The sequence below is a fragment of the Nocardioides ureilyticus genome (assembly GCF_051280745.1).
Taxonomy (GTDB): Bacteria; Actinomycetota; Actinomycetes; order Propionibacteriales; family Nocardioidaceae; genus Nocardioides.
Genome location: NZ_JBNCOG010000003.1, coordinates 119693 through 145905, shown reverse-complemented (window position 1 = coordinate 145905; position 26213 = coordinate 119693). Strand labels below are relative to the sequence as shown.

Genomic DNA, 26213 nt, shown 5'->3' with positions numbered 1-26213 from the left:
GTCGATCGCCTACCTTCCATGCCATCCGGCACGACATGGGTTCCTCCAAGGGGAACAGCCGTGTCCGTGGCCGTTCCGCTGAGCAGTGGTCCCCATCACTAATTGTGCGGTCAGGTGTTGGAGTATGGCACGCAACACCGGACGGATCTAGGGGTTAACAGCAACTTTCCATGAGTGTTACTGTTTCGCTCAGCGGAACTACGGGGAGGAACGGCGATGAGCATGACCAGCAAGGCGGAGCGAACGCGACTGAGCGGCTACGGCGGCACGGAGTCGGCGGACCGGGTCGCCGACGTCCTGCTGCTCTTCGCGCAGGCCGACCGGCCCCTCGGGGTCACCGAGATCGCCCGGACGCTCTCGCTGAGCAAGGCGGTCGTGCACCGGATCCTGCAGTCCCTCACCTCGCGCTCGCTCGTGCTCGCGCTCGCCGAGAACTCGACGTACGCCCTCGGCCCGGCCGCGGCGACGCTGAGCATGAAGGCGTGGAGCCAGCTCGACCTGCGCTCGCTCGCCGCACCGATCCTCCGCAAGCTCCGCGACGACACCCGGGAGACGACCACGCTCTCGGTGCTCGTCGGCCACCAGCGGATCTACCTCGACCAGTTCGAGAGCCCGCAGGAGGTCAAGATGGTGGTTGACCTCGGCCCGCGCCTGCCGCTCCACTCCGGGGCGTCGAGCCGGGTGATCCTGGCCCACCTCCCGCAGGCGGTGATCGACCATGCGGTGGAGCAGCTGCTCGAGGTGGACCCCGACGTCGACGCCGAGGACTACCTGCGCCGGCTCGCCGAGATCCGGCGCTCCGGCTACGCCGTCTCGCTCAACGAGCGCGGCACCGGTGCCGCGTCGATCGCCGCCCCGTTCTTCGACGCCGCGGGCAACGTCCTCGGCTCGATCAGCTCCTCCGGCCCGGTCTTCCGGTACGGCGAGGAGGGGCACGAGGACCACGTCCGGCTCGTGATCTCGGCCGCCCGGGCGATCACCGCCCAGCTCGGCAGCCGTGCCGGGGCCACCCGATGAGCGCCCCGACGAGGACCCCGGCGAGGACCCCGGCGATCCTGCCCCGCTCGTTCCTCTACACCCCTGCGACGCGGGCGGACCTGTTCGCCAAGGCGGCGGCGGGGCCGGCGGACGCGGTGGTGCTCGACCTCGAGGACGCGGTGCCGCTCCCCGACAAGGAGACCGCCCGAGCGGCCGTCCGGGACTGGCTCGCCGCCGGCCACCCGTCCGCCGCCGAGCAGTGGGTGCGCATCGACGCCGCGGCGATCGGCGCCGACCTCGACGCCGCGGTCCACCCCGGCCTGAGCGGCGTGTTCCTCGCCAAGACGTCCGTCCCGGCTCTCGAGGCGCTCGGGGCCGAGCTCGACCGGCTCGAGCCGGAGCGTGGCGTGGCGGCCGGCGCCGTGGCCGTCGTGGGGCTCGTCGAGGACGCACGGGCGCTCCTGGACCTGGCGGCGCTGGCCCGCTCGCCCCGCCTCACGACGTTCGGCATCGGCGAGGTGGACCTCCTCGCCGACCTGCGGATGGCCCGGTCGGAGCGGACCACCGAGGCCGTCACGGCGCTGCGGAGCCAGGTGGTCGCGCACTGCGCCGCGGCCGGTCTGGCGGCGCCGGTGGCACCCACCTCGACCGACTTCCGGGACCTGGCCGGCTTCGCCGAGACCACCCGGCTGCTGCAGGACCTCGGCTTCCGGTCGCGCACCGCCATCCACCCGGCGCAGGTCGCGGTGATCAACGACGTGCTGACCCCCGCCGAGGAGGCGGTCGCAGCCGCCCGCGACGTGGTCGAGCGGTTCGAGGCCACGGGCGGCGGCGTGACCACCGACGAGCGGGGGCGCCTCATCGACGCAGCCGTGGTGCGTGGGGCCCAGGAGACGCTGGCCCGGGCCGACCGCTCCCGCGAGGGGTAGGTCGACCCGGGCCTGGGTCAGCCTGCGGTCAGGAGCCCCCGCCGGCACGGCGCAGGTAGCGACCGCGCGGGTCCCCGACGATCTCGTCGTCGCGGAAGACCGCCTCGCCGCGCAGGTAGGTGTCGGTGACCTTCGCGGTCAGCTCGAAGCCCTCGAACGGCGTGTACTCCTGGGTGGACAGCGAGTCCTCGGCGCGCACGACGTACTCGACGTTGTCGTCGACCAGCGCGAAGTCGGCGTCGTGGCCGACGACCAGGTCACCCTTGCCCCGCAGCCCGTACCGCTCGGCCGGGTTCTTCGAGACCAGCTCCGCCACCCGGTTGTACGACAGGCCGCGCTTGCGACCCTCCGAGATGAGCCCGGTCAGCAGGTACTCCGTGCCGCCGAAGCCGGACTTGGCCAGGAAGACGTCCTCGCGCGGGTCGCCGAACTTCACCTCGTCGCGGCAGCAGGCGTGGTCGGAGCAGACCCACGAGAAGTTGCCGGCGAGCAGGTGCTCCCACAGCGCCTCCACGTCCTCGCGGGAGCGCAGCGGCGGGTTCACCTTGCCGCCCGGGCCGGCGGTGGTGAAGTCGGCCAGCAGGTGCCCGATCGTTACCTCGCGGCGGAAGTCGATGTGCGGGAAGGTCTGCTGCATCAGCATGGCCGCCTCGATCGCCTTGCGCGAGGTGAGGTGCAGCAGGTTGATGTTGGGGAGCGCGGTCTCGTGGGCGAGGTAGGAGGCGATCGTGATCGCCAGGCCCTCCGAGTGCGGCGGGCGCGCGGCGCTGTAGGCCTCGAGGCCCGACAGCTTCCCCTCGCGCTCCACCATGCTCGTGTAGGCGGCCATGATCTCCGGCGTCTCGCAGTGCAGGGACAGGGAGAGCCGGTCCTTGTCCTCCGGGAACTGCTCCCGGGCCCGCTGCAGGCCGCGCATGACGAACTCGAAGTGCGCCAGGTTGTAGTCCTGGTCCTCGGGGATCATCAGGAAGTCGCGCTGGTTCGAGGACCGGCCGTGCAGCCCGTGGCTGCCGTAGAACATGAAGATCTTGTACGACGCCACGCCGTGCTCCTGCACCAGGTGCGGGATCTCGTCGATGTGCTCGGTCAGGATCGGCGCCACGTGGAAGGCGTAGTCCACGAACGCCCGGTCCTGCACCCGCTGCAGGATGTCGGGGTAGACCTCCCGGTACGGCCCGGTCCGGTTGAGGTAGTAGGCGCCGGTGCGGATGTAGGTGATCCCCGAGGTCACGCCGCCCTGGGCGGAGGCCCGGCTCTCAGTGTCGGCGTCCTCGCTCAGCTCGTTGTAGATGCCCCAGTGCTGGTGGGCGTCGACGACACCGGGGAAGAGGTGCTTGCCGGCGGCGTCGACGACGGAGGCCGCGCGGTCGGCCTCGATCGACGGCTCGAACGCCGCGAAGGTGCCGTCCTTGATGCCCACGTCCAGTCGCTCGGGCGCGTCGGCGCCGGGTCGCACCACGTTCGCGCCACGGATCACCAGGTCGAAGTCGGTCATCGTCTCTCCCTCTCGGGTCGTCCGCCGGGGTCGGCGGTGGTCGGTCAGCGCGCGTCGACCGCGGTCAGCGGTCCGAGCACGGCGCTCAGGTCGGTGTGCTGGTCGAGCTCGTGGCAGGCCGTGGCCAGCCCCTGGACCTCGTCGGGCCCGAGGGTCCGACTGGCGTTCTCGCGGAACTTGGTGGCCAGCTCGTCGAAGGAGAGCGGTCGCTCCGGGCCACCACGGGTGGTGAGCACCTCCTCGACCACCTCGCTCCCGTCGTGCAGCCGAGCCGTCAGGACGGCGGGGAACTGGCGCGGGAAGATCGCCGTGCAGCGCTCGTCCGCGACGACGTCGACCTTCGCCATGACGGCGCGGCGGGCGGGGTCGTGGGCCAGCTCGTCGGTGTAGTCCTCGAGACCGGCGCCCAGGCCTCCGCCGCCCAGCAGACCGACGGCGACGGCGTACGGACCGCTGAACTGGGCCATGTAGCCGGTCTCGGGGGCCCGCTTCACCTCGATCGGCTCGCCGATCGTGCGCAGGTTGGGCGCCGGGACCCCGAGGGTGAGGGAGGCGATGTCGTCGGGCCGGAGGCCGCGGGCCCGGAGCGCGGCGGCCGCGTCCACGGCCGCGTGCGTGAAGTGGTTGGCCGGGTAGGGCTTGAAGAAGATGCCGGGCACCGCCCACTCCGTGCCGAGCCCGTCGGTGACGGCGCTGGCGTCGAAGCGGCCGTGCAGCCAGGCCTGGAAGAAGCCGAACCGGCCCTCGAGCACGGTGGGCGGGCCGGTCAGCCCGTGGCGGACGAGGTCGGCGGCGCAGATGGCGGAGTGCGCGGCCCAGCCGCAGTGGATGCGCTTGACCGTGCCGCCGGTGCGGTTGGCCTCGATGATGCCGGCGGCCATGGAGGCTGCCACGCCGAGGCTGTTGCGGACGGCGTCCTCGCCGCCGTCCAGCACCGCCGCCGCGACCGCCCCGCCCATCGCGCCGCAGATCGAGGTCGCGTGCTGGCCGTGCTCGAAGAACGTCGAGTTCTTGGCCTCCTCGTCGTAGCCCGCCATGCCGATCCGGACGCAGGCCTCCAGCCCGACCGCGATCGCCCGCACCACGTCCCGGCCGTGGGCTCCGACGCGCTCGGCGGCCGCGAGGGCCGCGGGGACCACCGTGGCGCTCGGGTGGAGAACCGAGGGCAGGTGGGTGTCGTCGTAGTCGAGGGAGTGCGCCAGCACGCCGTTGACGAAGGCGGCCATCGGGGCCGGGAGGCGCTCGGCGACGCCGACCGCGGACGCCGTGGCGGCACCCCCCTGCTCGCGGGCCCAGGCGCGTGCGGCGCGGCTGGTCTCCAGCGGAGCGGCCGCGACCGCGATGCCGAGGGTGTCGAGCACCCGCATCTTCACGCTCTCGACCACCTCGGGCGGCAGGTCGTCGTACGTCGTCCCGGCGGCGAAGGCCGCGAGCTCCTCGGCGAGGGTCGCGCCGCTCATGCCGGCACCAGCGCCAGCGGGCGGACCGGCGAGCCGGTGGCGCCGTAGATGTTCAGGGGAACGAGCACGAAGGTGAACTCGTGGACCCCGCGGGCGGCCAGGCCCTCGAGGTCCATCGCCTCGACGATGTAGATGCCGTGCTCGACCAGGAGCACCCGGTGGGCGGGCAGCAGCGCGTGCCCGCCGTGCGGCGCGAGCCGCTCGAAGGCGATGGTGTCGGCGCCGACCGCGTGCGCGCGGTGCTCGGCCAGCCAGCGGGCCCCCGCCTCGCCGACGCCCGGCACGCCGGTCTCCTTGCCCAGGTACGGCGCGCCCTCGTCGAAGAGCCGGCCCCAGCCGCTGCGGACCAGGACGACGTCGCCCTCCTCGACGGACACGCCCTGCCGCTCGACCGTCCGCTCGAGGTCGGCGACGGTGATCTCGTAGCCGCCCTCGCAGAGGTCGGTCCCCAGGGCGGCGGGCACGTCGAGCAGGACCCCGCGCCGGATCATCGGCGCGATGGTGTGGACCCCGAGCTCGTCGTACTTGCCGCCGATGCCGGCCTCGGCCGCGTCCACGCCGCCGTACATCTTGCCGTCGTGGGAGACGTGGGACAGCGCGTCGATGTGGGTGCCGACGTGCGTGCCCATGCTGAGCATGTCGTTGGCGGCGCTGCCGCCGTCGGCACGCACCATGTCGCCGTGCCGGCGCGGCAGGGTGTGCCAGAACGCCGGGTGGTTCGGCGACTGGGGCATGCCCACCCGCAGCTGGCGGCCCAGGTCGATCGTGTCGACTCCGGACCGGACGACGGAGAGCAGGGCGTCGCTCACCGGATCACCTCGTTCTTCCTCATCTGGTCGAGCTGCTGGTCGTCGTAGCCGAGCTCGGAGAGCACCTCGTCGGTGTCCTGGCCGAGCCGGCGGCCGGTGAACCGGATCCGCCCGGGGCTCTCGGTGAGCCGCCACATGACGTCGTGCTGGAGCACGGGACCGAGGTCCTCGTCGGGCACCTCGAGCAGCATCCCGGTCTCGCGGACGTGCTCGTCCTCGACGAGGTCCTGGGCGTTGTACACCGGTCCGATGGCCGCGCCGGCCGCGGTGAAGGCGGACAGCACCTCCTCGCGGGTGCGCTCAGCGATCCAGTCCCCGACGTAGGCGTCGAGCTGCTCGACGTGCTGGACCCGGCCGTAGCCGGTCTGGAACCACGGCTCGTCGATCACCTCGGGGTGCCCGACGAGCTCCATCACCCGCTCGGCGATGCGCTGGGCGCTGGTGGAGACCGCGACCCACTTGCCGTCCGCGGTGCGGTAGGTGTTGCGCGGGGCGTTGTTGGTGGAGCGGTTGCCGTGCCGCTCCTCGATGATCCCGAGCTGCTGGTAGACCGTCGGCGCGGGGCCGACCGCCGTCATGATCGGCTGCAGGATGTTCATGTCGACGACCTGGCCGCGGCCGGTGCGCTCGCGGTGCCACAGCGCCATCATCACCGCGGACGACGCTCCGATCCCGCAGATGCTGTCGGCGAGGCCGAAGGCCGGCAGGGTGGGCGGGCCGTCCGCGGCGCCGGTGAGCTCGGCGAACCCGCTCATCGCCTCGGCCAGCGTGCCGAAGCCCGGCCTGCTGGCGTAGGGGCCGGTCTGGCCGAAGCCGGTCAGCCGCACCAGGACCAGGCCGGGGTTCAGCTCGTGCAGCACGTCCGGGCCGAGCCCCCACCGCTCCAGGGTGCCGGGCCGGAAGTTCTCGATGACGACGTCGGCGGTCGCGGCGAGCCGCCGGAAGACCTCGGCGCCCTCGGGTGCCTTGAGGTCGAGCGCGACCGTGCGCTTGTTGCGCGCGATCTCCTTCCACCACAGCGGCACGTCGTCCTTGCTGTGACCGTGCCCGCGCATGCTGTCGCCGCGCGAGGGGTGCTCGACCTTGATCACGTCGGCCCCGTAGTCGCCGAGGATCTGGGCGCACAGCGGACCGGCGAGGATCGTCGCCGCGTCGACCACCCGGAGGCCCTCCAGCGGCATGGGCGACTCGCTGGCGGCATTCGTTCCGCTAGAAGAAACAGTCGTCACGCCTTCGACTCTAGCGCCGACCTCGCCCGAGCGGAAGATCTTCCGGCCAACTTCTCGCGATCCTTGCCCGCATCCATTGACCGACCGCGGATCGCTGCCTACCGTGCCAGCCATGGCTGACCCCATAGCGTTCCTTCAAGCGGAACAGGCGACCGCCGCGACGGACCGGCTGGCCTCCTTCGCGGCCGCCCTCCGGTACCCCGACCTCCCGGCGCCGGTGGTCGACCGGCTGCGGATCGTGCTCACCGACCTGTGGGGGGTCACGCTGGCCGGCGCGCGCACGCCGGAGGGCCGGGCGCTGGTCGCCGCCTGGGACTGCCCCGCAGGCGAGTCGGCCGTCCCCGGCCACGACGTCCGGACCACCGCGGAGACCGCGTCGTACCTCTCCGCCGTGGCGGCGTGCCTGCTGGAGCTCGACGAGGGCAACAAGTACGCCGCCGGGCACCCCGCGGCGCACGTCGTCTTCGCGGCCGTCGCCGCCGCCCGGACCGCGGAGCAGCCGGTCTCCGGCGAACGGCTGCTGACGGCCGTGGCCGCGGGCTACGAGGTCGCGGCCCGGTTCGGACGCGCCACCTCGCGCGACCCGCGCTGGCACACCCACGGGCACTGGGGTGCGACCGGAGCGGCCTGCGCGGCCGCCCTCGTCCAGGGCGGGGACGTCGACCAGGTCGCCGCCGCGATCGACGCCGCCACCGGCCTGATGCACGTGACCCCGTGGGAGACGGTGCTCGCGGGCGACTTCACCCGCAACCTGTGGATCGCCGGTGCGAACCGGGCCGGGCTCGACGCCGCCCGGCTCGCCCGCGCGGGCCTGGTTCGCAACCGGGGGTCCGCGGCGCACGCGCTCGGCCTCGTCGGCTCGCTCGACCCCGAGGTCCTGGTCCGCGACCTCGGGGACCGGTGGCTGCTCACTGCGGGGTACCTCAAGCAGCACGCCTCGTGCTCCTACACCCACGCGGCCGTCGACCTGGTGCAGAGCCTGCGCGCCGGCGGCGCCTGGCAGGACCCGGCCGAGGTGGCGGCCGTGCGGGTGGCCATCCACTCCCTGGCCGAGCCGCTCCTGCGCCGGCACCCGGCCAGCCGGTTGGCCGCGATGTTCTCCCTGCCGTTCGTGGTGAGCACCGCGGCGGTGAGCGGCCGGGTCGACCCGGAGACCATGACCCCGGGCACGGCGGCCTTCGCGGCGGCGGAGGACTTCAGCGAGCGGGTCTCGGTGCGGGTCGAGGAAGACCTCGACCGCCACCTGCCCGACCGGCGGGTCACCGAGGTCGAGGTCGAGCTGCGCGACGGCTCGAGGGTCGCGCTGGCGCAGCCCAACCCGATCGGCGACACCGCGCACCACCCCCTGGGCGAGGCGGACGTCCGCGCCAAGCTCGACCGCCTGGTGGGCGCCGACGACGCGGACCGCGTGGCCCGGGTCGTCGCCGCCCTGGAGGGGTGCCCCTCGGTCGTGCCGCTGCTGGCCGAGCTCCCCTGAGCCGGGCGCCCGCCAGCGCCGGTCCTCGGCCGCGTCAGCGTGGTCGGGCGGCCGGGACGGCTCGGGCACCCCGGGCGGAGGCGGCCGGCACGGCGAGCGCCAGGCCGGCGGCCACGAGGGCCCACGAGAGGGGCACCGCCAGCACCAGGGCGCCCACGGCGAGGGGGGCGAGGAAGGTCGCGCCGGAGCGGTAGAGACCGACCGCCGCCATGGCGTCGCCGCGGTCGGCCTCGTCCACGCTCTCCGCGGCGAAGGCGGGCCCGATCGTCTGCAGGAGACCCATGGCGAGGCCGGAGACGACCAGCGAGGCCGCCGCCGCCACCAGCAGGCTGCCCGCCGTGGCCCCGAACGCCGCCAGGCCCAGGCCGGTGGCGAGGACGCCCGCAGCGAGGCCCGCCGGGAAACGGGCGGCCGGCAGCCACCGCGCGCTCCACCCGGCAGCCACCGTGGCGCCGTTGGTGATGGCCACGACCGCGCCGATGGTGCTGCCGGTGTACGCCGCCGCGTCCAGCGCGACAGGGACGTAGGCGCCCATCAGACCTCGCCACCCACCGGCCGAGGCCGCCGCCCAGGCACCGGCCCGGACAGCGGGCCGACGCGCGACCCGGTCGCCCGCCGGCGCTGCCGAGGGCGGGAAGACCGGGAGCGTCGCCATCACGGCCACCGGCAGCACCGCGACCGCCGCGGCCAGGGCGCCAGCCGCGAGGGCCAGCCCTGCCGAGCGCTCGAGCAGCACGCCGGCGAGCACCGGGCCGAGCACGAGTCCCGTGCCCGAGGCGAGGTTGACCGAGGCGAGCCCCCGGGCGGCGCTGGCCGGACCACGGACCGCGTGGGTCTGGATCCCGGTCCAGAACAGCCCGCGGGAGGCTCCCTGGACGAGCTGGGACCCCACGATGACCCAGACCGCGTCGGACACGACCAGGACGCCCGACCCGAGGGCCATCAGCACCGACGCCGCGCCCACGAGGTGCTTGTCCGCCACCCGGCGCAGGAGGGCGCCGACCCGGAACCGCGTCGCGATCTGCGCCAGCGCCGAGAGCGCGATGAGGAAGCCCACCTGGGCGGTGCTGTAGCCGGCCCGGACGAGCAGGATCGGCACCGCGACCGACGCGACCGACAGCGCCAGCGAGTAGCAGGCGACCGCGCCCACGACAGCGCCTCGCTCGTGACCGGCCCCGGAGGCCGCCGGCTCGTCGGGACGCATTCCGGCAGTTTTGCAGGAGCGGTGCTCGGCGGGCGGTCCCGGGGCGATGCGCTCCGGGTCGGAGGTCCAGCACACCGGCGCCATAGCCCTCGTGGACTAGCCGTCACCACCCGGGCACGCGCTCACCTGTGCCCGGCCCGGCAGACCTCCGGGTCTTCCTACGGCCGGCCCGTGCGGGGCCGATGAAGGGGCGACCCCCCCCCCACCTCACACCTCGGAGTACCGGTGTCCCCCTTCACCAAGACGCTCTCCACCGTCCTCGCTGCGCTCGCGGTCACCACCTCGACCGCCCTGGTCGCCCAGCCGACCGCCGCGAAGCCCGCCCGCACCAAGACCTCCACGGTCCTGCGCGACCCGCTGATCCAGCCGTTCCCGAGCCACTCGATCTGGAACACCTCCCTCTCGCGGACCCCCCGGTGGGTGCCCGCGAACGTGGAGAACCCGACGACCAAGACGCTCGCCCTCGAGGAGGACCTGCTGGTCCTGGCGCCCAAGGCGCGCCTCACCAACGTCTACGCCACCACCGCAGGGTGGGACTCGACCAAGACCCGGTGCGGTTCCCGCACCGACACCGTCCTCAAGGCAGGTGTCCCGATCCCCACCACGTTCCGCACCGACCCCGGCTACCACGGCTCGACCCCGAACCACTCGACCGCGATCGTCCTCCCGGACGGCACCGTCTACGAGACCCAGCCGCTCCACGTGTGCCCTGACGGGACCGTCGTCTCGCAGTACGCCTCACCCAAGTGGCAGGGCACGTCCATCTACACCGGCGCCACTCCTGAGAACCCCGGCGGCGGCAGCCACGGCGGCTCGTACATGAGCGCCCTGGGCGGCACCATCCGGCTCGGTGAGTGGTCCCCCGGCAAGACGCAGATCCCCCACGTCCTCAAGATCGAACTCTGGGCGAAGAAGTACCTGTCCTCGACCGCCAACGGCTACCGGTGGCCCGCCCACCGCGCGGACGCCTACTACGCCACCGAGTACGGCGGGAAGGTGCCTGCGGTCCGCCAGGGCTCCCTCCTCGGACTCCCGCGGTCCTTCCCCGTCTGGAACCTGGCCAGCGAGCCGGCCCGGATCCTGGCCCGGACCCTCAAGGCGTACGGCGCCTACGTCGTGGACGACACCCACCGCGACACCGTCACCTTCCCCGTCGAGTGGTCCAACCGGGGCCGGGTCGCGACCCAGTTCGAGCAGCAGTGGGGCTTCCCGATCCAGGGCCACGCGGCCACCGCGACCGGGGCCCACAAGGTCTTCCTCACCGACATGGAGACCATCTACCGCTCCCTGGCGGTCGTCGACGACAACACCGCCACGAGCGTCGGTGGCGCTGGCGTCTTCCGCATGGCCGCTCCCGTGCCGCCGCTGGACCTCAGCGGCCAGTGACCAGCGGCTGAGGCCAGGTTGACGCCCGGCTGAACCGCACGCCGTCGAGGAGGCACCCGCCTCCTCGACGGCGTACCGGTCACTCCTTGGGCATCAGGATCCACAAGGCGATGTAGACGATCTCTCCAGCCCCCACGAGGCCGAAGATCGCGAACATCAACCGCACCAGCGTGGTCGACAGGCCGAACCGCTGGGCCACCCCCGAGCAGACCCCGGCGATCCACTTGTCGTTGCGCGGCCGGACCAGTGCTGAGGACGTCATGCAGGAGCCGGTACCCGGGGACGCCCCGGCGATCCGGTTCCAGCGAGGCACCACCCATCAGTGGCCTCGAGCGCCAACGCGAGGTCGTGGAGCAGCTGTTCACGCTCAGCTCGGCGCACGTCCGCCACGCCGCCCCCACTGCGCTTCGGGCTGCGCGACCGTTGGTCCTCGGCCTCCGCCTGCGGTGACGGCTCGGGCCTGGTCGTCGGCATCGTCCCGCCCCTGACGGACCGGCCCGAGCTCCGCGCGGAGCTGACCGAGGCGCTCGGCCTGCCGGTGATGGTCGTGCCGGAGGACCGACCGATCCCGCTCGGCCCGGCCCGCTAGCGCTGCCGGACCCCGTGGTCACTGTGCATCCTCAGTCCTCGATCACCGCAGCGCCCCGCCGCCTCAGCTCCTCGAGGCCGTCGCGCATCGCCTGCAGCCGCTCGGGCGGGTGGCTGATCCAGTCGAGGAGCTCGCCTGTGACGCGCAGCGGCTCCCGTGAGCGGTAGGACCTCGTGGGGTTGCCGGGGAGCTTCTTGTCCGTGACGTTGGGATCGTCCTCGAACTCCCCCGTCGGCTCGACGAGGTAGACCCGACCACGGCCGTCGCCCGCGGCCAGCTCGGCACCCCAGGTGGCGGCGTCGAGGGTCTCGGTGAAGTACACGTAGTTCGCTACCCGGCCGTCCTCGAAGTTCGACCCCCGGCCGGGCACCAGCAGGTCGCCGACCGTCAGGTCAGCCTTCGTCCCGTGCAGGTAGACACCGGGCTCGTACACCTCGAAGGGCACCGGCACCCTCGCGCCGCTCATGCCCCGATCCTAGGTTCCGGGCTCGCCGCACGGCCAGGACGCGAGGTCCTGCGATCTCCGCGCCGCGTCGTGCGCCCCGCTGTCGGTGGGACCGCCTAGGTTCATGACGTGATCACGAGATGAGCAAGGAAGCAGCGCTGCGCGCGATGCGGGAGGCGCGGTACGACGAGATGTCGGCCAGGTCGACAGGGACCCGCAGACCCGCCAGGCCAGCGGTTCGACCCGCACCGGCCCCGGTGGCCGATCCGGCTCCTCCGACCCCGGCCGCCGACGCACTGTGCGGCCATCGCTCGATGAACGGGCGCACCTGCACCCGCGAGCACGGGCACGCCGCGAAGAGCCACCGCTACTCGTAGCGCTCCGCGGACGTCAGCGTAGGACTCCCGCGCTGACGTCCGCGATCCTCCGGCTGAACGGGCGTCGGCTCACAGAGCCTTGCACTGGTCCTCCTTGTTGCCCTCGACCTTGTTGCGGCCTCCCACGGGCTTGGGGGCGTTGCTCTTGCACTGGAGGTTGCCATCGACGACGTTGCGACGGACCACCAGCTTGCCGCGGTTCGAGAAGAGCTGGATGTCGCCGTCGAGCACGGTGCGGAGCACCTTGCCTCCGCCGCCCTGCTCGAGCTGGACGTTGCCGCCGATGCGCGACCTCCTCACCTTGCCGTCGACCTTCCGGTGCCGCACCACGACCCGCTTGTGGTTCTCTGCCTGGATGTTGCCCTCGACCTTGACACCCTTGGCGTGGAGGGTGCCGTTGCCACGGACGAGGACGTTGCCGCCGATGCGCGTCCCGACCAACGTGCAGGTTGCGCCCTTCGGCACGACGACGTCGTCGTCGAGCTGCTTCGCGCCCATGGTGCCTCGGCAGACACGGTCGTCGGCGTGCGCCGCTGGCGCGGTCAGCACCGTGCCGGTCAGGGCGGCAGGGACGACGAGGCCGAGCGCGAGCGTGGCGGTGCGGTTCATGGATCCTCCTGGTGGATCGTCGGATCGATCGGGACCTACCTCTGCAACGTTCCGGCCCCACGTGAGGCACCGGTGAGTCCCACATGAGGAAGCACTCACCTTCACGACCACGTCCACGGCGGGCGCAAGCCGAGCCAGCACGCCGGCCTCGCCGCTGCGCCCTATCGAGGTGCCGCCGCTGCCGACCCGCCAGGCGCACATGCGGAAGGCTGCGTCCGAACGGGTGGCAGGTGATGAGCGCAACGGGACCGCGTGCGAACAAAGGAAACGGCCCCCCACCCGCGTCTCCGCTGGTGAAGGGCCGTTTCGTCCTGCGCGCCCGTAGGGATTCGAACCCCAAACCTTCTGATCCGTAGTCAGATGCTCTATCCGTTGAGCTACGGGCGCCCGTCGCCACGCTCGCGCGCACGACTCGGAAGAGAGTAGCCGACCGCGGCGGGGAAGCCGAAATCAGTCTCCTCCGCCGTGCTGCTCCTCCGCCTCGCCCCGGTGACCGACACGGGCGGCGTACAGGCGGCGGCCCGGGTCGGAGCTGAAGCCGTGCGCGAGCACGCTGACGAAGACGACGGCGGTGCCGGCCGCGACGACCGTGGCGCTCGCTCCGCGGTGGCCGACCTCGGTGAGGTAGAAGATCGCCGAGACGCCGATCGGCCCGAACCAGCCGAGGAAGACCGCGTCCGCCCGCGGCAGCCGCAGCGGCCGCGCGAGGGCCAGCAGCCACGGCGGTCGCCGGAGGAGCAGCACCGCGACGGCGAGGAGCAGGATCGGGCCCCACCCGATCCGCTGCCACTCCGCCCAGGGCAGCGCGGCCCCGAGGAGGGCGAAGAAGGGGAGTCCCGCGAACCGGTTGAGCGCCTCGTCGAACGTCAGCGCCCGGATGCGGTCGTCCCCGCGCGTGCGCAGGTTGATGACCATGCCGGTCACGAAGACGGCCAGGACGCTGCCCACGTGGAGCAGCCGCGCGGCCGCGAGCACGCCGATGGCGAGCACCAGGGTGAAGACGACGATCGGGGTGCCGTTCGCCGCACCGTGCTCCTCGCCGGCGTTGATCGCCCGGGAGGCGATCTCGCCAACCACCACGCCGAGCAGCAGGCCACCGAGGACGGCCCGGAGGATCTCGGTGGTCGCCGCGCCGCCGCCGAGGTGGGGCATCAGCGCGAGCGCAGCGACGACGAGGGGCAGCGCCAGGCCGTCGTTCGCGCCTGACTCCCAGGACAGGAGCAGCCGGGTGCGGCCGGGCAGTGTCTTCTTCGCGGGATCACCTGTCACGACGCTCGAGGCGAGCACCGGGTCGGTCGGGCACAGCGCCGCGCCCAGGACCGCCGCCGCCGCGACCGGCACGCCGAGCACGGTCCAGGCCAGCGCGCCGGTGGCCAGCGCCATCAGCGGCATCACCACCAGGAGCAGCAGCGCGAGCGGCCGCCAGTGCCGCAGGCCGTCCCGGAACGGGTAGCGCAGGGAGATCGCCATGACCGACAGCGCGAGGAGGACGGCGGCCGCGTGGTGGAGCACCCGGCCGTCCTCCGTGATCGGGTGGACGTCGAGCCACCCGAGGACCTGCGGCCCCACGAGCACCCCGGCCCCGACGGCCAGCAACGGCTCGGAGAGCGGCAGCCGCCGGATCCGGGCGGACAGCACGGCGACGACGAGGCCGACGACGGCCACGACCACGGCCAGCACCTCGGCGAGGTGGACGGCATGACTGGACATACGGGGCGAGTACCCGTCCGGCTGGCCGACGTACCCACCGGGCCCCCGGCCTGACCACCCGGACGTGCCATTGACAGGCCTCGACCGCTCGGTGTGACCCGGACCACGGGTCGTTGAACGATCCAATGGTGACTGGTCGAGGGCGGGGGTAGCCTCGCCCCACCTCGGCGCCGGGTCCTCCGGCGGCGGGGCACCACAAGCAGTCGCCGCCACCGAGGCCGACGAACACAAGCAACTCCACGACACACCGTCGATACGCTCGACGGCCGGCGGCGCCCGGCGAGGGAGCCACCGCGAATGCGCGAGAGGGAACCCAGGCTATGACCGCCGAGACGCAGGCACCGACCGATCAGGCACCCACCACCCACCGAGGCATCGCCGACTTCGTCGCGACGTGGGCCGAGATCATGGAGCCGGACCGCATCCACTGGTGCACCGGCAGCGACGAGGAGTGGGACGAGCTCACTCGCGCCCTCGAGGCCACGGGCACCTTCACCCGGCTCAACCCGGACAAGAAGCCCAACTCCTTCTACGCCGCCTCCGACCCGATCGACGTCGCCCGCGTCGAGGACCGGACCTACATCTGCTCGGTGGACGAGAAGGACGCCGGTCCGACCAACAACTGGATGGACCCCGACGAGATGAAGTCGCTCATGCGCGACCTCTACCGCGGGTGCATGCGGGGCCGGACCATGTACGTCATCCCGTTCGTGATGGGCCACCTCGAGGCCGAGAAGCCGATGTTCGGCGTCGAGATCACCGACTCGGCGTACGTCACCGCCTCGATGCGCGTCATGGCCCGCATGGGCACGCACGTCCTGCGGAGGATGGAGGAGCTCGACGCGCCGTTCGTCGAGGCCGTCCACTCCGTCGGCCACCCCCTCGCCGAGGGCGAGCAGGACGTCGCCTGGCCGTGCAACGACACCAAGTACATCGTGCACTTCCCCGAGGAGCGAGGCATCTGGTCCTTCGGCTCCGGCTACGGCGGCAACGCGCTGCTCGGCAAGAAGTGCTACGCGCTGCGCATCGCCAGCGTGATGGCCCGCGACGAGGGCTGGCTCGCCGAGCACATGCTCATCCTCAAGCTCACCAGCCCCGAGGGCGTCGTGAAGTACGTCGCCGCGGCGTTCCCGAGCGCCTGCGGCAAGACCAACCTCGCCATGCTCGAGCCCACCATCCCCGGGTGGAAGGTCGAGACCCTCGGCGACGACATCGCCTGGATGCGCATCGGCGAGGACGGCCGCCTGTGGGCGGTCAACCCCGAGTACGGCTTCTTCGGCGTCGCGCCGGGCACGAACTACCACACCAACCCGAACGCGATGCGGACCATCGAGAAGGGCAACTCGGTCTTCACCAACGTCGCCCTCACCGAGGACGGCGACGTGTGGTGGGAGGGCCTGGAGAACCCGCCGGCCCAGGCGACGTCCTGGAAGGGCGAGCCGTGGACGCCGGAGTCCGCTGCAGAGACGGGAGAGCTCTCCAGCCACCCGAACAGCCGCTACTGCACGCCGATCAAGCAGTGCGACATCCTCGCGCCGGAGTACGACGACCCGCGCGGTGTCCCGATCGACGCCATCCTCTTCGGCGGCCGCCGCAAGACGACCATCCCGCTCGTCTTCGAGGCCCGTGACTGGACCCACGGCACGTTCCTCGGCGCCACGCTCTCCTCCGAGACCACCGCCGCCGCGGTCGGTGCGGTCGGCGTGGTCCGCCGCGACCCGATGGCGATGCTGCCGTTCATCGGCTACAACGCCGGTGACTACTTCAGCCACTGGATCAACGTCGGCAAGGAGAACGACGCCGCGAAGCTGCCCCGCATCTTCTACGTCAACTGGTTCCGCCGCGACGACGAGGGCGACTTCCTGTGGCCGGGCTTCGGTGAGAACAGCCGGGTGCTGAAGTGGATCGTCGAGCGGATCGACGGCCAGGCCGCCGCCGAGGAGACCCCGATCGGCCACGTCCCCGCTCCGGGCGCCCTCGACATCGACGGCCTCGACGTGTCCGAGGACGTGCTGCGCCGTGCGCTGGCCGTCGACGCCGAGGAGTGGAAGGCCGAGATCCCGCAGATCCAGGAGTGGTTCGAGAAGTTCGGCGACCAGCTCCCCGCCGTGCTGTGGACCGAGCTCGACGGCCTCAAGGCGCGCCTCGGGCTGTGACCAGCCGCACGACAGGGCCCCGTCCGCACGGACGGGGCCCTGTCTGCGTCCACCGTCCCTCCGCCCCTGTGCCACGATGACCGCCCCGGGGGCGGACGAGCGTGCCGGGGCGCGGAGGAGAGGGAGGGCCGGTGCCCGAGGACGACGTGCAGGAGCGCCGGCTCTTCGAGAGGGAGTCGGCTCCGCTGTACGAGGAGCTGCTGGCTGCCGGGGGGCTGCCCGCCGACGACGAGCGGATCGCCGAGGGCGGGCCGCGCCGAGCGGCGTTCGAGCAGCTCCTGCGACTGGGGCTCGTGGGCCGCGACGGCGACACGTGGGTCGCCGAGGACCCTGCGAACACGCTGCCGCGGGTCGCCTCCCCGCTGGCGCGCGAGGGCGTCCGGCTGCTCGGGGAGTCAGCCGCCTGGTCGGCGGACCTGCACGCGCTCGGGCAGGCCTGGAGGCAGGCTCCCCGGGCTGCCGAGGTCGGACCGTTCACCTACCTGCGCGCCGAGGCGATCGAGCCCTTCCTCGCCGCGCTGGTCGCCGAGTGCCAGGAGGAGGCGCTCACGGCGCAGCCGCAGACCGGGCGCAACCTCGAGCTCCTCGGGGTCGGCCTGGAGCGCGACACGGCGCTGCTGGAGCGGGGCGCCCGGATCCGCACGCTCTACCAGCACAGCGCCCGCCGCAGCTCGCCCACCCGGGCGTACGTCGCGGAGGTCACCGCCCGCGGCGCGGAGGTCCGGACGCTCGACGAGTTCTTCAACCGGATGATCGTGATCGACCGGCGGGTCGCGGTCATCCCCAGCGGAGACGACCTGAGCGTGGCGCTGGCCGTGCGGGAGCCCTCGGTGGTGGCCTACCTGGTCGACGTCTTCGAGCGCTCGTGGGCACGGGCCCGGCCCTTCACCAGCCGCGACGCCACGCTGCTCAAGGACATCGCCGACGAGCAGCGCGCGTCGACGCTGCGGATGCTCGTCGAGGGCCATCCCGACCCCGTCTCGGCGAAGCGGCTCGGGGTCAGCCCGCGCACCTACGCGGGCTACGTCGCCGACCTCAAGGAGGAGTTCGAGGCGGCGACCCGGTTCCAACTCGGGTACTACATCGGCCGGCTCGAGGGCGAAGGCCGAGCCGGCGAGGCGCCGGCCGAGCGGTAGACGCGACGAGGCCAGCGACCTCGGCGTACTCGCCTGTGTCGCTGGCCTCGTGGGCCCGGGACCGCGCGCCGTGGGGAAGGCTGCGGCGGCGTGTCTTGGGGGTGGACGCCGCCGGGGTCCGGGCGGGGTGGTGGTCTACCTGCCGGTGATCGGCGCGATCACGTATCCCCAGGTCGTGTCGGCCTGCGCCGGGGCCGAGACCCCGATGATGCCGAGACCCATCGTCCCGGCCAGTACTGCGATCGCGACCTTCCGTGCGAACGTCATGGTCCCTCCACTGTTGCGTGTCCTACGGGCCCGAACAGGCCTGCCCTCCAGTGTGGGCATCGTCTGGGGTCGGGAAACAAGGACCGCTGCCTCAAGAACGTGCATTGCAAGAACTTGCAGTCGCGCTGGTCACGCCGCCCGCGCCGGCCTGACCGCCCACAAATGCCGGCGGCCCCCGCGCGGTCTGAGCCACGCGGGGGCCGGGCTGGCGGAGGCGGAGGGATTTGAACCCTCGATGGGGTTGTAGCCCCAAACCCGCTTAGCAGGCGGGCGCCATAGACCGGACTAGGCGACGCCTCCCCGACAGCCCCGTCAGGCTACAAGGCGTCGGCCCGGCGCGGCCAATCAGGGCACCACACCGCATGGTGGTCACGGGGCGAGGGTCAGAGCGGACGCAGGCCCTCGGCGTCGCGCAGCCGCTGCTGGAGCTGGCGCACGAACTCCTCGCGATCGACGGCGAGGACCTCGACGGGGATGGTGGTGGTGCCGCCGTCGGCGAGCTTCAGGACGACGCAGGGGATGCCGCGCGGCGAGGCCGTGGCGGCCTCCTTGACCTGCTTCCACCCGGCGCTGCGCACGCCCGCGCCGCGGACCAGCCGGACCCGGTAGCCGTCGGCGTCGAAGCGGACCACCGCCAGGCCCGTCCGCAGCCACCAGGCGAGGCCGAGGACGGCGAGCACGCCGAGCGCGGCGAGGACCACGAGCGCGTCGAGCCCGGCCCCGGTCGCCGCGACGACGCCCGTGCCGGCGAGGACCACGACGGCGAGCAGCACCAGCGCCGCTCCCACGAGGCGCGCCACCATCGACGGGGCGAGGCGGTAGTCGGTGGACGGCGCACTGGTCATGGGATCGATTGTCCTCCGCGGCGCCGCACCGCCGCCGCGCGGGGTGCGGGCGCCCGCGTCTAGACTCCGAGGCGCCGCCGCGGCCCGCCGGGGTGGCATGGAGGGGTGCCGGAGTGGCCGATCGGAACCGCCTTGAAAGCGGTCGTAGGGAGACCTACCGCGGGTTCGAATCCCGCCCCCTCTGCCAGGCGCCCGTCGATGGGGGGCCGTGGGCAGCACCGCGGTCACGGGCGCGGAGTACCCGTCGGTAACGGCTACCGTCGCCACCATGGCGCGCGTGCAGGTGACCGAGATCGTCGCGGAGATGGTGGCGAACGTGATGACGGTCGTCGTCGAGCCCGGGACCGTGGTCGCGCCGGGCGACACCGTGGTGCTGCTGGAGTCGATGAAGATGGAGATCCCCGTCGTCGTCGAGCACGCCGGCACCGTCGAGGCGGTCAAGGTCGCCCCGGGCGACGTCGTCCAGGAGGGCGACGTGCTGGTGCAGCTGCGCCACTGACGCCCCTGACGCCCCTGGCGCCCCACCCGTCCCGGAGGAACGTCAGAGCAGCGCGTCGGTACGGCGGGGCTCGGGCCGGCCGGCCGCGGCCTCCTCGGCCCGGCGCGAGCGCCGGCCACGGGGGCCGGTGAGCGCGAGGTCGGTGCGGATCACGGCGTACCCGAGGACTAGGCCGACCAGCGCGCCGTACGCGATCGACAGCGCCCACTCCAGCAGCGTGACCGCCGGGTTGGCCAGCGCGTTGGCGACCGGCACCGTCGCGCAGACACCGAAGGCGCAGACCCACCAGCCCTGACGACGGCGGGCCCGCATGTGGCAGCCCCAGACCAGCGCCGGCACGCCCAGGAGCGCCTCGAGCGGCCGCGGGAACGCCCCGAGGTTCTCCCGGCTCCACCGCACGCCGTCGAGCAGCGAGGTCACCAGCCCGGGCGTCCCGTAGCGGCGCAGCACCTCGGCGTAGGCGAGCGCGAGGGCGAGCACCGCCGACCCGATGACCACGGTCACCAGGCCTCGGCGGCCCAGGCCGTGCAGGCCGGCCCCGAGCCGGTGGACCACCAGGAACGCCCCGAGCAGCGCCAGGCCCAGCGTGACGTACTCGAAGCGCAGCACCGTGATCCGCGGCTCCAGCCCCACGACCGCCAGCGCACCCACCGCGGCGACCAGCAGCGCGAAGCCGCACTCCCGCGCCGCCGCCAGGAACGTCCGCGCGGGCACGGTGGCCATCACCGCCAGCACGGAGGCCACCGCGCAGGTGAGCACGGCGGCGCCGGTGCGCAGGGCGGCCTGGTCCAGGACGAGCACCGCCACGCCGATGGCGAGGGTCAGCCCGCCGAAGAGCAGCGGCCGGCCGCCGGTCCGCGCCGCGAGGGCCCACGTGTACGTCGTCGCGACGGCCACGGCCGAGACGTCCGGAAGCCAACCGGGCCCGGCGGGGACCATGCCGGCCACCAGGCCGCCGAGGGCGAGGAGGACCACGACGAACGCGATCAGTGCCTTCCGCCGCCCGCTGGGGTGCGGCACGGCCACGGCCCAGCGGCGTCCGGCCCCGGCCGAGCTGCCCGAGCCGCCCGAGCTGCCCGAGCCGCGGGCATCGCGCCCGCCGGCCCGCGTCGGGCGCTCCGGCCGTTCGGCGCGGCGGCGGGGAGCGGTCCTGGGCATGGCGGGCAACGTTACAGACGACGGTTGGCCAGCGAGGGGTTGGTACGCCGGGCGGCGACGAGCGCGTCGGGGTGGAGCTCGGCGGTGAGCAGCTCGGCACCGTCCCCCGCCTCGGCGACGACGTCCCCGAGCGGGTCGACCACCATGGAGTGGCCGCAGTAGCGGGGAGCCGGCTGGGCGCACGCGACCACGAAGACGGTGTTCTCGATCGCCCGGGCGCGCACCAGCGTCCGCCAGTGGTCGACCTTCCGCTCGCCGGCGACCCAGGCCGCGGGCACCACCAGCACCTCCGCGCCCCGGTCGACCAGGAGCCGCGCCAGCTCGGGGAAGCGCAGGTCGTAGCAGGTCATCAGGCCCACCGTCGTCCCCGCGACGTCGACCAGCACCGGCTCGGGCGGACCGGCCGTGAGCCGGTCGGACTCCCGGTAGCCGAAGGAGTCGTAGAGGTGCACCTTGCGGTAGGCCGCCTCCTCCGCCCCGCGCGCGACGAGCGTGTTGTAGGGCCGGTCCGGGTCGGGGCCGGTCTCGAACATCCCGGCGACCACGGTCGCCCCCCGTTCACCGGCCACCCGTCCCACCTCGGTGGCGAACGGACCGTCCAGCGGCTCGGCGTACGGGCTGACGTCGGAGCCCGCCTCGCCGAAGTCGCGGGCGAACGCCTCGGGCAGGACCACGAGGTCCGCCCCGGCCGGCACGAGGCGGTCGAGGGCGGCGCGGTTGACGTCGGGGTCGAGGCCGGAGGCCTCCTGGACGAGGGCGACACGGACCGGGGAGCGCACGTCCCCAGGGTGCCACCTCACGGCAGGGTGCGGGAGGATCGCGACGTGGGTGCCGGTCTGCTGGAGAGCTTCTCCGCCGTCGTGCTCGCCGGCGGGCGGGCGGCGCGGCTCGACGGCGTGGACAAGGCGTCGGTCGAGCTCGACGGCCGCACCCTGCTCGCCCACGCCCTCGACGCGCTGGTCGACGCGGCCGAGGTGGTGGTCGTCGGCGACCCGGTGCCCACCGAGCGGCCCGTGACCTTCACCCGGGAGAGCCCCCGGTACGGCGGCCCGGTCGCCGGCCTGCTGACCGGTCGCGACGCCCTCCTGCACCCCACCCCGCGGCTGGCCGTGCTCGCCGTCGACATGCCACGCGTGACGGCTGCGACCGTGCGGCGGCTCCACGAGGCTGCAGCGGGCCGGGACGGGGCCGCGCTGGTCGACCCCGACGGCCGGCGGCAGCTGGCGCTGGTCCTCGACACGGCGCGGCTCGACGCCGTACGACCCGGGCACGAGGAGCAGCACGGCGCACCCCTGCACCGGCTGCTCGCGCCGCTGGACCTCGTCGAGGTGGCCCCCACCGGCCACGAGCACCGCGACCTCGACACCTGGGCCGACCTGCGCGACCTCTGACCATCCCTTCCGGTCTTGCGGCCACCGGCGGGCCTCGCCAGGGTGGGATCCGTGAACCTCCACGACTGGATCGACGAGCTCAGCGACGTGCTCGACGTGGACCAGGAGATGGACGAGGGGCTCGTCCTCGACCTCGCCCGGATCGCCGCCCACCGGGTCGAGCGCCCCGCGGCACCCGTGACGGCGTACCTGCTGGGCTACGCCGCGGGCGCGTCCGGGGCCGACCCGGAGCAGGTGGAGAGGCTCGCCGCCCGTGCGCAGCAGCTCGCGGAGGCCTGGGACCGGCCCGCCGGCGCGCCGGACCCCGACGACATCGACGACCCGGTGCCCGACGACAGCGGCGTCGACCACGCCGGCGACGCCCTGGACTGAAGGCCCGGGGCCGAACCCTGGACCGCACCGCGGCAGGCGGGGCCCTCGGCCACTCCCTAGGGTGGGCGGCATGCGAGCCGTGATCGCGGACGGGGCCGGCGGCCCCGACGTCCTCAGCGTCCAGGACCTGCCCGACGTCGAGCCCGGCCCGGGCGAGGTGGCCATCGCCGTGGCCGCGACCGCGGTCAACCGGGCCGACCTGCTGCAGCGGCGCGGGTTCTACCCCCCGCCGCCCGGGGCGTCGGACGTGATCGGCCTCGAGTGCAGCGGCACGGTGGCCGCGGTCGGCGAGGGCGTCGAGGCCTGGTCGGTGGGCGACGAGGTGTGTGCGCTGCTCGCCGGGGGCGGCTACGCCTCACGGGTGGTCGTACCGGCCGGGCAGGTGATGCCGGTGCCGGAGGGGCTGGACCTGGTCACGGCGGCCGCCGTGCCGGAGGTCGCGTGCACCGTGTGGTCGAACGTCTACATGGTCGCCGGGCTGCAGCCGGGCGAGACGCTGCTCGTCCACGGGGGCGCCGGTGGCATCGGGACCTTCGCCATCCAGCTCGCCGCCGCCAGGGGCGCGCGGGTGCTGACGACCAGCGGCACGGCCGAGAAGCTGGCGTACTGCCGTGAGCTCGGCGCGGACGTCGCCATCAACTACCGCGACGAGGACTTCGTGGCGGCGGTCGAGGAGCACACCGAGGGGGCCGGCGCCGACGTCATCCTCGACAACATGGGCGCGAAGTACCTCGCGCGCAACGTCGACGCGCTCGCGGTGGAGGGCCGGCTGGTCGTCATCGGCATGCAGGGCGGGACCAAGGCCGAGCTCGACCTCGGCGCGCTGCTGGCCAAGCGGGGCGCGGTCATCGCCACCTCGCTGCGCGGACGGCCGGTCGAGGGCAAGGCGGCGATCTGCGCCTCGGTCGTCGAGCACGTGTGGCCCCTGCTCGCCGACGGGTCGGTGAAGCCGGTGGTCCACGGCTCGATGCCGCTCGAGGACGTGGCCCGCGCCCACGAGCTGATGGAGTCCGGGGAGCACACCGGCAAGATCGTGCTCACCGTCTGACGGCTAGGTTCTGGGCATGACCGGTCAGCCAGATGAGCAGGAGCAGCACGTCGTCATCATCGGCCCCGATGGCCAGCCCATGGGCTCGGTGCCCGCGTCTGCGCTGCAGCCGCAGGGCCAGGAGCAGGGCGCCGGGGAGGGCGACGGGGACGGCGACGGCGACGACCCGCGCTCGGTCACCGAGCTGGTCGAGCAGCCGGCGAAGGTGATGCGCATCGGCAGCATGATCCGCCAGCTGCTCGAGGAGGTGAAGGCGGCGCCGCTCGACGAGGCCAGTCGGAACCGGCTCAAGGAGATCCACGCCTCCTCGATCAAGGAGCTCGAGGCCGGGTTGGCGCCCGAGCTCGTCGAGGAGCTCGGGCGGCTCGCACTGCCCTTCACCGAGGAGTCGACGCCGTCGGAGGGAGAGCTGCGGATCGCGCAGGCGCAGCTGGTCGGGTGGCTGGAGGGGCTCTTCCACGGCATCCAGACCGCGATCTACGCCCAGCAGATGGCGGCGCGTGCCCAGTTCGAGCAGATCCGGCGGGCGCTCCCCCAGGGTCAGGCGCCCGGTCAGGCGCCCGGTGCCGGTCCCGGCCAGGGGCCCGGCATGCCCGGTGCGCCCGGGCCCACGCCGGGCGACTCCGGCGGCATGTACCTCTGAGGCGGGCGCCCACCAGAACCGTTCGATTGCGCGAGTCGGGTGACCCCAGAGCCGCGCGATTCGGGTGACCCCGGAGCCGCGAGCGGCCGGCCGGCCACGCCTGGGCTCAGCGGCGGCCGAGTCGCTGCACGAGGAGCAGGCCGAGCAGCCCGACGATCACCATCGCGACCCCCGGGGCCGCGGTGCGGGTGAACGCGGCCGGCGCACCGTCGGCCACGCGGGTGAACTGCGCGGTCTGCGGCGCGGGCGGGACGGGTGAGCGGCCGGAGCCGAGCAGCCGGGTCACCTGACCGACGAGGCGGTCCGAGGCCGGCGCGGTGCCGCCGTCGCCGGAGGCCGCCCACGTCCCGTTGGCGCGTGAGACGAAGAACAGCACCTCGCTGCCCTCCGGCAGGCGCCCCAGTCCGCACTCCGCCCGGGCGCCGGCCGTGGTGACCTGCGCGGTCTCCACGCTGATGCCGCCCTTCCAGACCCGCTCGACCTCGACCGTGTGCCGGTAGGTCACGTCGCTGCCGACGGACGGCCCGCGCTCGACGTCGGTCACCGTGCCGCTGAAGACCGCCTGCGCGGCGCGCGTGTGGCTCTGCGTGGTGCCGACGGCGCAGTCGCCGGGCGCTGCCACGGCCGGTGTCGCGGGCACGGCGACGCCCGCGGCGGCCGCGAGGAACGCGGCGGCGAGGGAGCGTCGGAGGGCCAGCACGGGGAGCATCGAAACAGATCAGAGCCCGAAGACACCAGCCAGCACCCGTGCCACACCGTCCTCGTCGTGGCCGGGCGCGACGTGGGTGGCGGCGGCGGTCACGGTGGGGTGCGCGTCGGCCATGGCGTACGCCGTACCGGCCCAGCGCAGCATCGGCAGGTCGTTCGGCATGTCGCCGAACGCGATGACGTCCGCGGCCGCCACTCCCAGGTCGTCGCAGAGCAGCTCCAGCGTCGAGGCCTTGGTCACCCCCGGCCCGCTGACCTCGAGCAGGGTGCCGGCGGAGGACCAGGTCGTCACCAGCCGGCCCGCGTTGACGCGTTCCACGACGTCCCAGAACTCCTGCGGCGCGAGCTCCTCGTGGCGGACCAGCAGCTTGAGCGGCGGGGTGGCGAGCAGCTGCTCCACCGGCGCCCGGCGGGCCCCGCCGGGCACGGCGTACCGCTCGACGAACTCCGGCTCCAGCGCGATGCCGTCGAGGTGCTCCACCGCGTACGCCGTGCCCGGCACCGCGGCGCGCACCTCGCGGCAGACCTCGAGCGCGAGGTCGGTGGGGATCGGCCGCTCGAGGTGGACCCGCTCCCGAGCGACGTCCCACACGAGGGCGCCGTTGGAGATGATCGCCAGGCCGTGCTCGCCGACGTGCTCGAAGACGTCCTCGGCCCAGCGCAGCGGGCGGCCGGTGACGAAGACGACGGGCACGCCCAGGGCCTCGACCCGGGCCAGGACGTCGGCGGTGTAGTCCGACACCGTGCCGTCGGAGCGCACCAGGGTGCCGTCGAGGTCGGTGGCGACCAGCCGCGGGAGGGTCACGGGACCGGGCGGGCCATGACCAGGTTGCCGTCCTCGTCGGAGCCGCGCAGCTCGGTGAAGCCGGCTCCGGCGAGCACCCGGATGCCGGCCCGGTCGTCGGGCGCGACCGCCGCCCGGACCTTGACCCCAGCGGCGTCGGTCGCGGCGAGCAGGGTGCGCAGGGCCTCGGTCGCGAAGCCGTAGCCGTGCGCCTCGCCGACCAGCCCGTAGCCGACCTCCACCTCCAGCGGTTCGCCGCTGGGCGGGCCGAAGAAGCCGATCGAGCCGAGCACGGTGCTCCCCCGGACGATGGAGCGCGGCCCCCACGGGTCGCCCTCCACCCAGAGGGTCGCCGCGTCGGCGTCCTCGCGGCGGGGGAAGTCGCGGTGCCACTCGGCCCGGCGGCGGCCGGCGCGGATGTCGGCGACCTCCGCGGCCGTCCACAGCGGCAGCCGCAGCCGCTCGGAGGTGAGCAGCGCCGGCAGCGCCGGGGCCGCCTGCTCGCTCAC

At 73.6% G+C, this 26213-nt stretch carries 28 protein-coding genes and 3 tRNA genes; 13 read left to right on the top strand and 18 right to left on the bottom strand.

Features of this window, described 5'->3' with window-relative positions; all coding sequences use genetic code 11:
• The first annotated feature begins 216 nt into the window (after positions 1-216).
• Both ACSMHG_RS03025 and ACSMHG_RS03020 read left to right on the top strand, forming a co-directional pair.
• Positions 217-1017 (top strand): IclR family transcriptional regulator, encoded by an 801-nt coding sequence (locus tag ACSMHG_RS03025; RefSeq protein WP_435741900.1) that lies wholly within the window; start codon positions 217-219, stop codon positions 1015-1017.
• Positions 1014-1907 (top strand): HpcH/HpaI aldolase/citrate lyase family protein, encoded by an 894-nt coding sequence (locus ACSMHG_RS03020; protein WP_435741899.1) that lies wholly within the window; start codon positions 1014-1016, stop codon positions 1905-1907. Before ACSMHG_RS03025 ends, ACSMHG_RS03020 begins: the two co-directional genes overlap by 4 nt.
• Positions 1908-1935: 28 nt before the next feature.
• Here ACSMHG_RS03020 and ACSMHG_RS03015 read toward each other — a convergent pair whose 3' ends face one another.
• From ACSMHG_RS03015 to ACSMHG_RS03000, 4 genes are read right to left on the bottom strand one after another with little or no spacing between them, the layout of a single operon-like run.
• Positions 1936-3402: a dihydroorotase gene (locus ACSMHG_RS03015; RefSeq protein ID WP_435741898.1), complete on the bottom strand. Its 1467-nt coding sequence runs from the start codon at positions 3400-3402 to the stop codon at positions 1936-1938.
• 44 nt (positions 3403-3446) lie between these two features.
• Positions 3447-4862 (bottom strand): MmgE/PrpD family protein, encoded by a 1416-nt coding sequence (locus ACSMHG_RS03010; RefSeq protein WP_435741897.1) that lies wholly within the window; start codon positions 4860-4862, stop codon positions 3447-3449.
• Positions 4859-5671, bottom strand: a complete 813-nt coding sequence (locus ACSMHG_RS03005) for a cyclase family protein (protein ID WP_435741896.1) — start codon at positions 5669-5671, stop codon at positions 4859-4861. Before ACSMHG_RS03005 ends, ACSMHG_RS03010 begins: the two co-directional genes overlap by 4 nt.
• Positions 5668-6852: a CaiB/BaiF CoA transferase family protein gene (locus ACSMHG_RS03000; RefSeq protein ID WP_435741895.1), complete on the bottom strand. Its 1185-nt coding sequence runs from the start codon at positions 6850-6852 to the stop codon at positions 5668-5670. Before ACSMHG_RS03000 ends, ACSMHG_RS03005 begins: the two co-directional genes overlap by 4 nt.
• Positions 6853-7012: 160 nt before the next feature.
• On the opposite strand from ACSMHG_RS03000, the gene ACSMHG_RS02995 reads away from it, so the two are divergent.
• Positions 7013-8377, top strand: a complete 1365-nt coding sequence (locus ACSMHG_RS02995) for an MmgE/PrpD family protein (RefSeq protein WP_435741894.1) — start codon at positions 7013-7015, stop codon at positions 8375-8377.
• Positions 8378-8411: 34 nt separating this feature from the next.
• Here ACSMHG_RS02995 and ACSMHG_RS02990 read toward each other — a convergent pair whose 3' ends face one another.
• Positions 8412-9581, bottom strand: a complete 1170-nt coding sequence (locus tag ACSMHG_RS02990) for an MFS transporter (RefSeq protein ID WP_435741893.1) — start codon at positions 9579-9581, stop codon at positions 8412-8414.
• Between the two features lie 225 nt (positions 9582-9806).
• Between ACSMHG_RS02990 and ACSMHG_RS02985 the strand changes: the two genes are divergently transcribed.
• On the top strand, positions 9807-10967 hold the full coding sequence (locus ACSMHG_RS02985) for a hypothetical protein (protein WP_435741892.1): 1161 nt from the start codon (positions 9807-9809) through the stop codon (positions 10965-10967).
• A gap of 79 nt (positions 10968-11046) precedes the next feature.
• Here ACSMHG_RS02985 and ACSMHG_RS02980 read toward each other — a convergent pair whose 3' ends face one another.
• A complete protein-coding gene (locus ACSMHG_RS02980; RefSeq protein ID WP_435741890.1) occupies positions 11047-11229 on the bottom strand; it encodes a PspC domain-containing protein in 183 nt (60 codons plus the stop codon).
• Positions 11230-11289: 60 nt separating this feature from the next.
• On the opposite strand from ACSMHG_RS02980, the gene ACSMHG_RS02975 reads away from it, so the two are divergent.
• The gene (locus ACSMHG_RS02975; RefSeq protein WP_435741889.1) at positions 11290-11556 is read left to right on the top strand and encodes a hypothetical protein; all 267 of its coding nucleotides are present in this window, start codon (positions 11290-11292) and stop codon (positions 11554-11556) included.
• A 31-nt stretch (positions 11557-11587) separates the two neighbouring features.
• Here the strand turns inward: ACSMHG_RS02975 and arr are convergent, their stop codons facing one another.
• The 4 genes from arr to ACSMHG_RS02955 form a co-directional block, all read right to left on the bottom strand.
• The gene (arr, locus tag ACSMHG_RS02970) at positions 11588-12022 is read right to left on the bottom strand and encodes an NAD(+)--rifampin ADP-ribosyltransferase (RefSeq protein ID WP_435741888.1); all 435 of its coding nucleotides are present in this window, start codon (positions 12020-12022) and stop codon (positions 11588-11590) included.
• A gap of 425 nt (positions 12023-12447) precedes the next feature.
• Positions 12448-12987 (bottom strand): hypothetical protein, encoded by a 540-nt coding sequence (locus tag ACSMHG_RS02965; protein WP_435741886.1) that lies wholly within the window; start codon positions 12985-12987, stop codon positions 12448-12450.
• A 314-nt stretch (positions 12988-13301) separates the two neighbouring features.
• Positions 13302-13374: transfer RNA gene (locus tag ACSMHG_RS02960), tRNA-Arg, on the bottom strand.
• A gap of 63 nt (positions 13375-13437) precedes the next feature.
• Positions 13438-14697: a cation:proton antiporter domain-containing protein gene (locus tag ACSMHG_RS02955; protein WP_435741885.1), complete on the bottom strand. Its 1260-nt coding sequence runs from the start codon at positions 14695-14697 to the stop codon at positions 13438-13440.
• 320 nt (positions 14698-15017) lie between these two features.
• Between ACSMHG_RS02955 and ACSMHG_RS02950 the strand changes: the two genes are divergently transcribed.
• Both ACSMHG_RS02950 and ACSMHG_RS02945 read left to right on the top strand, forming a co-directional pair.
• Positions 15018-16853, top strand: a complete 1836-nt coding sequence (locus ACSMHG_RS02950; protein WP_435741884.1) for a phosphoenolpyruvate carboxykinase (GTP) — start codon at positions 15018-15020, stop codon at positions 16851-16853.
• A 131-nt stretch (positions 16854-16984) separates the two neighbouring features.
• The gene (locus ACSMHG_RS02945) at positions 16985-17989 is read left to right on the top strand and encodes a LuxR family transcriptional regulator (RefSeq protein WP_435741883.1); all 1005 of its coding nucleotides are present in this window, start codon (positions 16985-16987) and stop codon (positions 17987-17989) included.
• Positions 17990-18124: 135 nt separating this feature from the next.
• Here ACSMHG_RS02945 and ACSMHG_RS02940 read toward each other — a convergent pair whose 3' ends face one another.
• From ACSMHG_RS02940 to ACSMHG_RS02930, 3 genes are all read right to left on the bottom strand, one after another.
• Entirely contained in the window at positions 18125-18256 is a 132-nt protein-coding gene (locus ACSMHG_RS02940) for a hypothetical protein (RefSeq protein ID WP_435741882.1), read from the bottom strand.
• 206 nt (positions 18257-18462) lie between these two features.
• A tRNA-Ser gene (locus ACSMHG_RS02935) sits at positions 18463-18556 on the bottom strand.
• Between the two features lie 83 nt (positions 18557-18639).
• Complete coding sequence (locus tag ACSMHG_RS02930; RefSeq protein ID WP_435741881.1) at positions 18640-19101, bottom strand: hypothetical protein; 462 nt, start codon at positions 19099-19101, stop codon at positions 18640-18642.
• A 99-nt stretch (positions 19102-19200) separates the two neighbouring features.
• Between ACSMHG_RS02930 and ACSMHG_RS02925 the strand changes: the two genes are divergently transcribed.
• Both ACSMHG_RS02925 and ACSMHG_RS02920 read left to right on the top strand, forming a co-directional pair.
• Positions 19201-19288 (top strand) — tRNA-Ser (locus tag ACSMHG_RS02925).
• 81 nt (positions 19289-19369) lie between these two features.
• A complete protein-coding gene (locus ACSMHG_RS02920) occupies positions 19370-19600 on the top strand; it encodes a biotin/lipoyl-binding carrier protein (protein ID WP_435741879.1) in 231 nt (76 codons plus the stop codon).
• Positions 19601-19642: 42 nt separating this feature from the next.
• Here the strand turns inward: ACSMHG_RS02920 and ACSMHG_RS02915 are convergent, their stop codons facing one another.
• Positions 19643-20758: a hypothetical protein gene (locus ACSMHG_RS02915; protein ID WP_435741878.1), complete on the bottom strand. Its 1116-nt coding sequence runs from the start codon at positions 20756-20758 to the stop codon at positions 19643-19645.
• 11 nt (positions 20759-20769) lie between these two features.
• Positions 20770-21537 (bottom strand): carbon-nitrogen hydrolase family protein, encoded by a 768-nt coding sequence (locus ACSMHG_RS02910; protein ID WP_435741877.1) that lies wholly within the window; start codon positions 21535-21537, stop codon positions 20770-20772.
• Positions 21538-21582: 45 nt separating this feature from the next.
• On the opposite strand from ACSMHG_RS02910, the gene mobA reads away from it, so the two are divergent.
• The 4 genes from mobA (at position 21583) to ACSMHG_RS02890 (ending at position 24212) form a co-directional block, all read left to right on the top strand.
• Positions 21583-22149 carry a molybdenum cofactor guanylyltransferase gene (gene mobA, locus ACSMHG_RS02905; RefSeq protein WP_435741876.1) on the top strand — a complete coding sequence of 189 codons (567 nt, stop codon included), beginning with the start codon at positions 21583-21585 and terminating at the stop codon, positions 22147-22149.
• Positions 22150-22200: 51 nt separating this feature from the next.
• Positions 22201-22521 (top strand): DUF6457 domain-containing protein, encoded by a 321-nt coding sequence (locus ACSMHG_RS02900; protein WP_435741875.1) that lies wholly within the window; start codon positions 22201-22203, stop codon positions 22519-22521.
• Positions 22522-22591: 70 nt separating this feature from the next.
• Positions 22592-23569, top strand: a complete 978-nt coding sequence (locus tag ACSMHG_RS02895) for an NAD(P)H-quinone oxidoreductase (protein ID WP_435741874.1) — start codon at positions 22592-22594, stop codon at positions 23567-23569.
• A gap of 16 nt (positions 23570-23585) precedes the next feature.
• On the top strand, positions 23586-24212 hold the full coding sequence (locus ACSMHG_RS02890) for a bacterial proteasome activator family protein (protein ID WP_435741873.1): 627 nt from the start codon (positions 23586-23588) through the stop codon (positions 24210-24212).
• Positions 24213-24318: 106 nt separating this feature from the next.
• Here the strand turns inward: ACSMHG_RS02890 and ACSMHG_RS02885 are convergent, their stop codons facing one another.
• From ACSMHG_RS02885 to ACSMHG_RS02875, 3 genes are read right to left on the bottom strand one after another with little or no spacing between them, the layout of a single operon-like run.
• Positions 24319-24912: a hypothetical protein gene (locus ACSMHG_RS02885; protein WP_435741872.1), complete on the bottom strand. Its 594-nt coding sequence runs from the start codon at positions 24910-24912 to the stop codon at positions 24319-24321.
• An 18-nt stretch (positions 24913-24930) separates the two neighbouring features.
• On the bottom strand, positions 24931-25725 hold the full coding sequence (locus tag ACSMHG_RS02880; protein ID WP_435741871.1) for a Cof-type HAD-IIB family hydrolase: 795 nt from the start codon (positions 25723-25725) through the stop codon (positions 24931-24933).
• Positions 25722-26213, bottom strand: coding sequence for a GNAT family N-acetyltransferase (locus tag ACSMHG_RS02875; RefSeq protein WP_435741870.1), 492 nt, complete (start codon positions 26211-26213; stop codon positions 25722-25724). The genes ACSMHG_RS02880 and ACSMHG_RS02875 overlap by 4 nt, the downstream gene beginning before the upstream one ends.

Bases quoted from the DNA above. Each gene is read 5' to 3' on its own strand.
- ACSMHG_RS03025 (WP_435741900.1), top strand. From the start codon at position 217: ATGAGCATGACCAGCAAGGCGGAGCGAACGCGACTGAGCGGCTACGGC.
- ACSMHG_RS03020 (WP_435741899.1), top strand. From the start codon at position 1,014: ATGAGCGCCCCGACGAGGACCCCGGCGAGGACCCCGGCGATCCTGCCC.
- ACSMHG_RS03015 (WP_435741898.1), bottom strand. From the start codon at position 3,402: ATGACCGACTTCGACCTGGTGATCCGTGGCGCGAACGTGGTGCGACCC.
- ACSMHG_RS03010 (WP_435741897.1), bottom strand. From the start codon at position 4,862: ATGAGCGGCGCGACCCTCGCCGAGGAGCTCGCGGCCTTCGCCGCCGGG.
- ACSMHG_RS03000 (WP_435741895.1), bottom strand. From the start codon at position 6,852: ATGCCGCTGGAGGGCCTCCGGGTGGTCGACGCGGCGACGATCCTCGCC.
- ACSMHG_RS02995 (WP_435741894.1), top strand. From the start codon at position 7,013: ATGGCTGACCCCATAGCGTTCCTTCAAGCGGAACAGGCGACCGCCGCG.
- ACSMHG_RS02990 (WP_435741893.1), bottom strand. From the start codon at position 9,581: ATGCGTCCCGACGAGCCGGCGGCCTCCGGGGCCGGTCACGAGCGAGGC.
- ACSMHG_RS02980 (WP_435741890.1), bottom strand. From the start codon at position 11,229: ATGACGTCCTCAGCACTGGTCCGGCCGCGCAACGACAAGTGGATCGCC.
- arr (WP_435741888.1), bottom strand. From the start codon at position 12,022: ATGAGCGGCGCGAGGGTGCCGGTGCCCTTCGAGGTGTACGAGCCCGGT.
- ACSMHG_RS02965 (WP_435741886.1), bottom strand. From the start codon at position 12,987: ATGAACCGCACCGCCACGCTCGCGCTCGGCCTCGTCGTCCCTGCCGCC.
- ACSMHG_RS02955 (WP_435741885.1), bottom strand. From the start codon at position 14,697: ATGTCCAGTCATGCCGTCCACCTCGCCGAGGTGCTGGCCGTGGTCGTG.
- ACSMHG_RS02950 (WP_435741884.1), top strand. From the start codon at position 15,018: ATGACCGCCGAGACGCAGGCACCGACCGATCAGGCACCCACCACCCAC.
- ACSMHG_RS02940 (WP_435741882.1), bottom strand. From the start codon at position 18,256: ATGACGTTCGCACGGAAGGTCGCGATCGCAGTACTGGCCGGGACGATG.
- ACSMHG_RS02930 (WP_435741881.1), bottom strand. From the start codon at position 19,101: ATGACCAGTGCGCCGTCCACCGACTACCGCCTCGCCCCGTCGATGGTG.
- ACSMHG_RS02920 (WP_435741879.1), top strand. From the start codon at position 19,370: ATGGCGCGCGTGCAGGTGACCGAGATCGTCGCGGAGATGGTGGCGAAC.
- ACSMHG_RS02915 (WP_435741878.1), bottom strand. From the start codon at position 20,758: ATGCCCAGGACCGCTCCCCGCCGCCGCGCCGAACGGCCGGAGCGCCCG.
- ACSMHG_RS02895 (WP_435741874.1), top strand. From the start codon at position 22,592: ATGCGAGCCGTGATCGCGGACGGGGCCGGCGGCCCCGACGTCCTCAGC.
- ACSMHG_RS02890 (WP_435741873.1), top strand. From the start codon at position 23,586: ATGACCGGTCAGCCAGATGAGCAGGAGCAGCACGTCGTCATCATCGGC.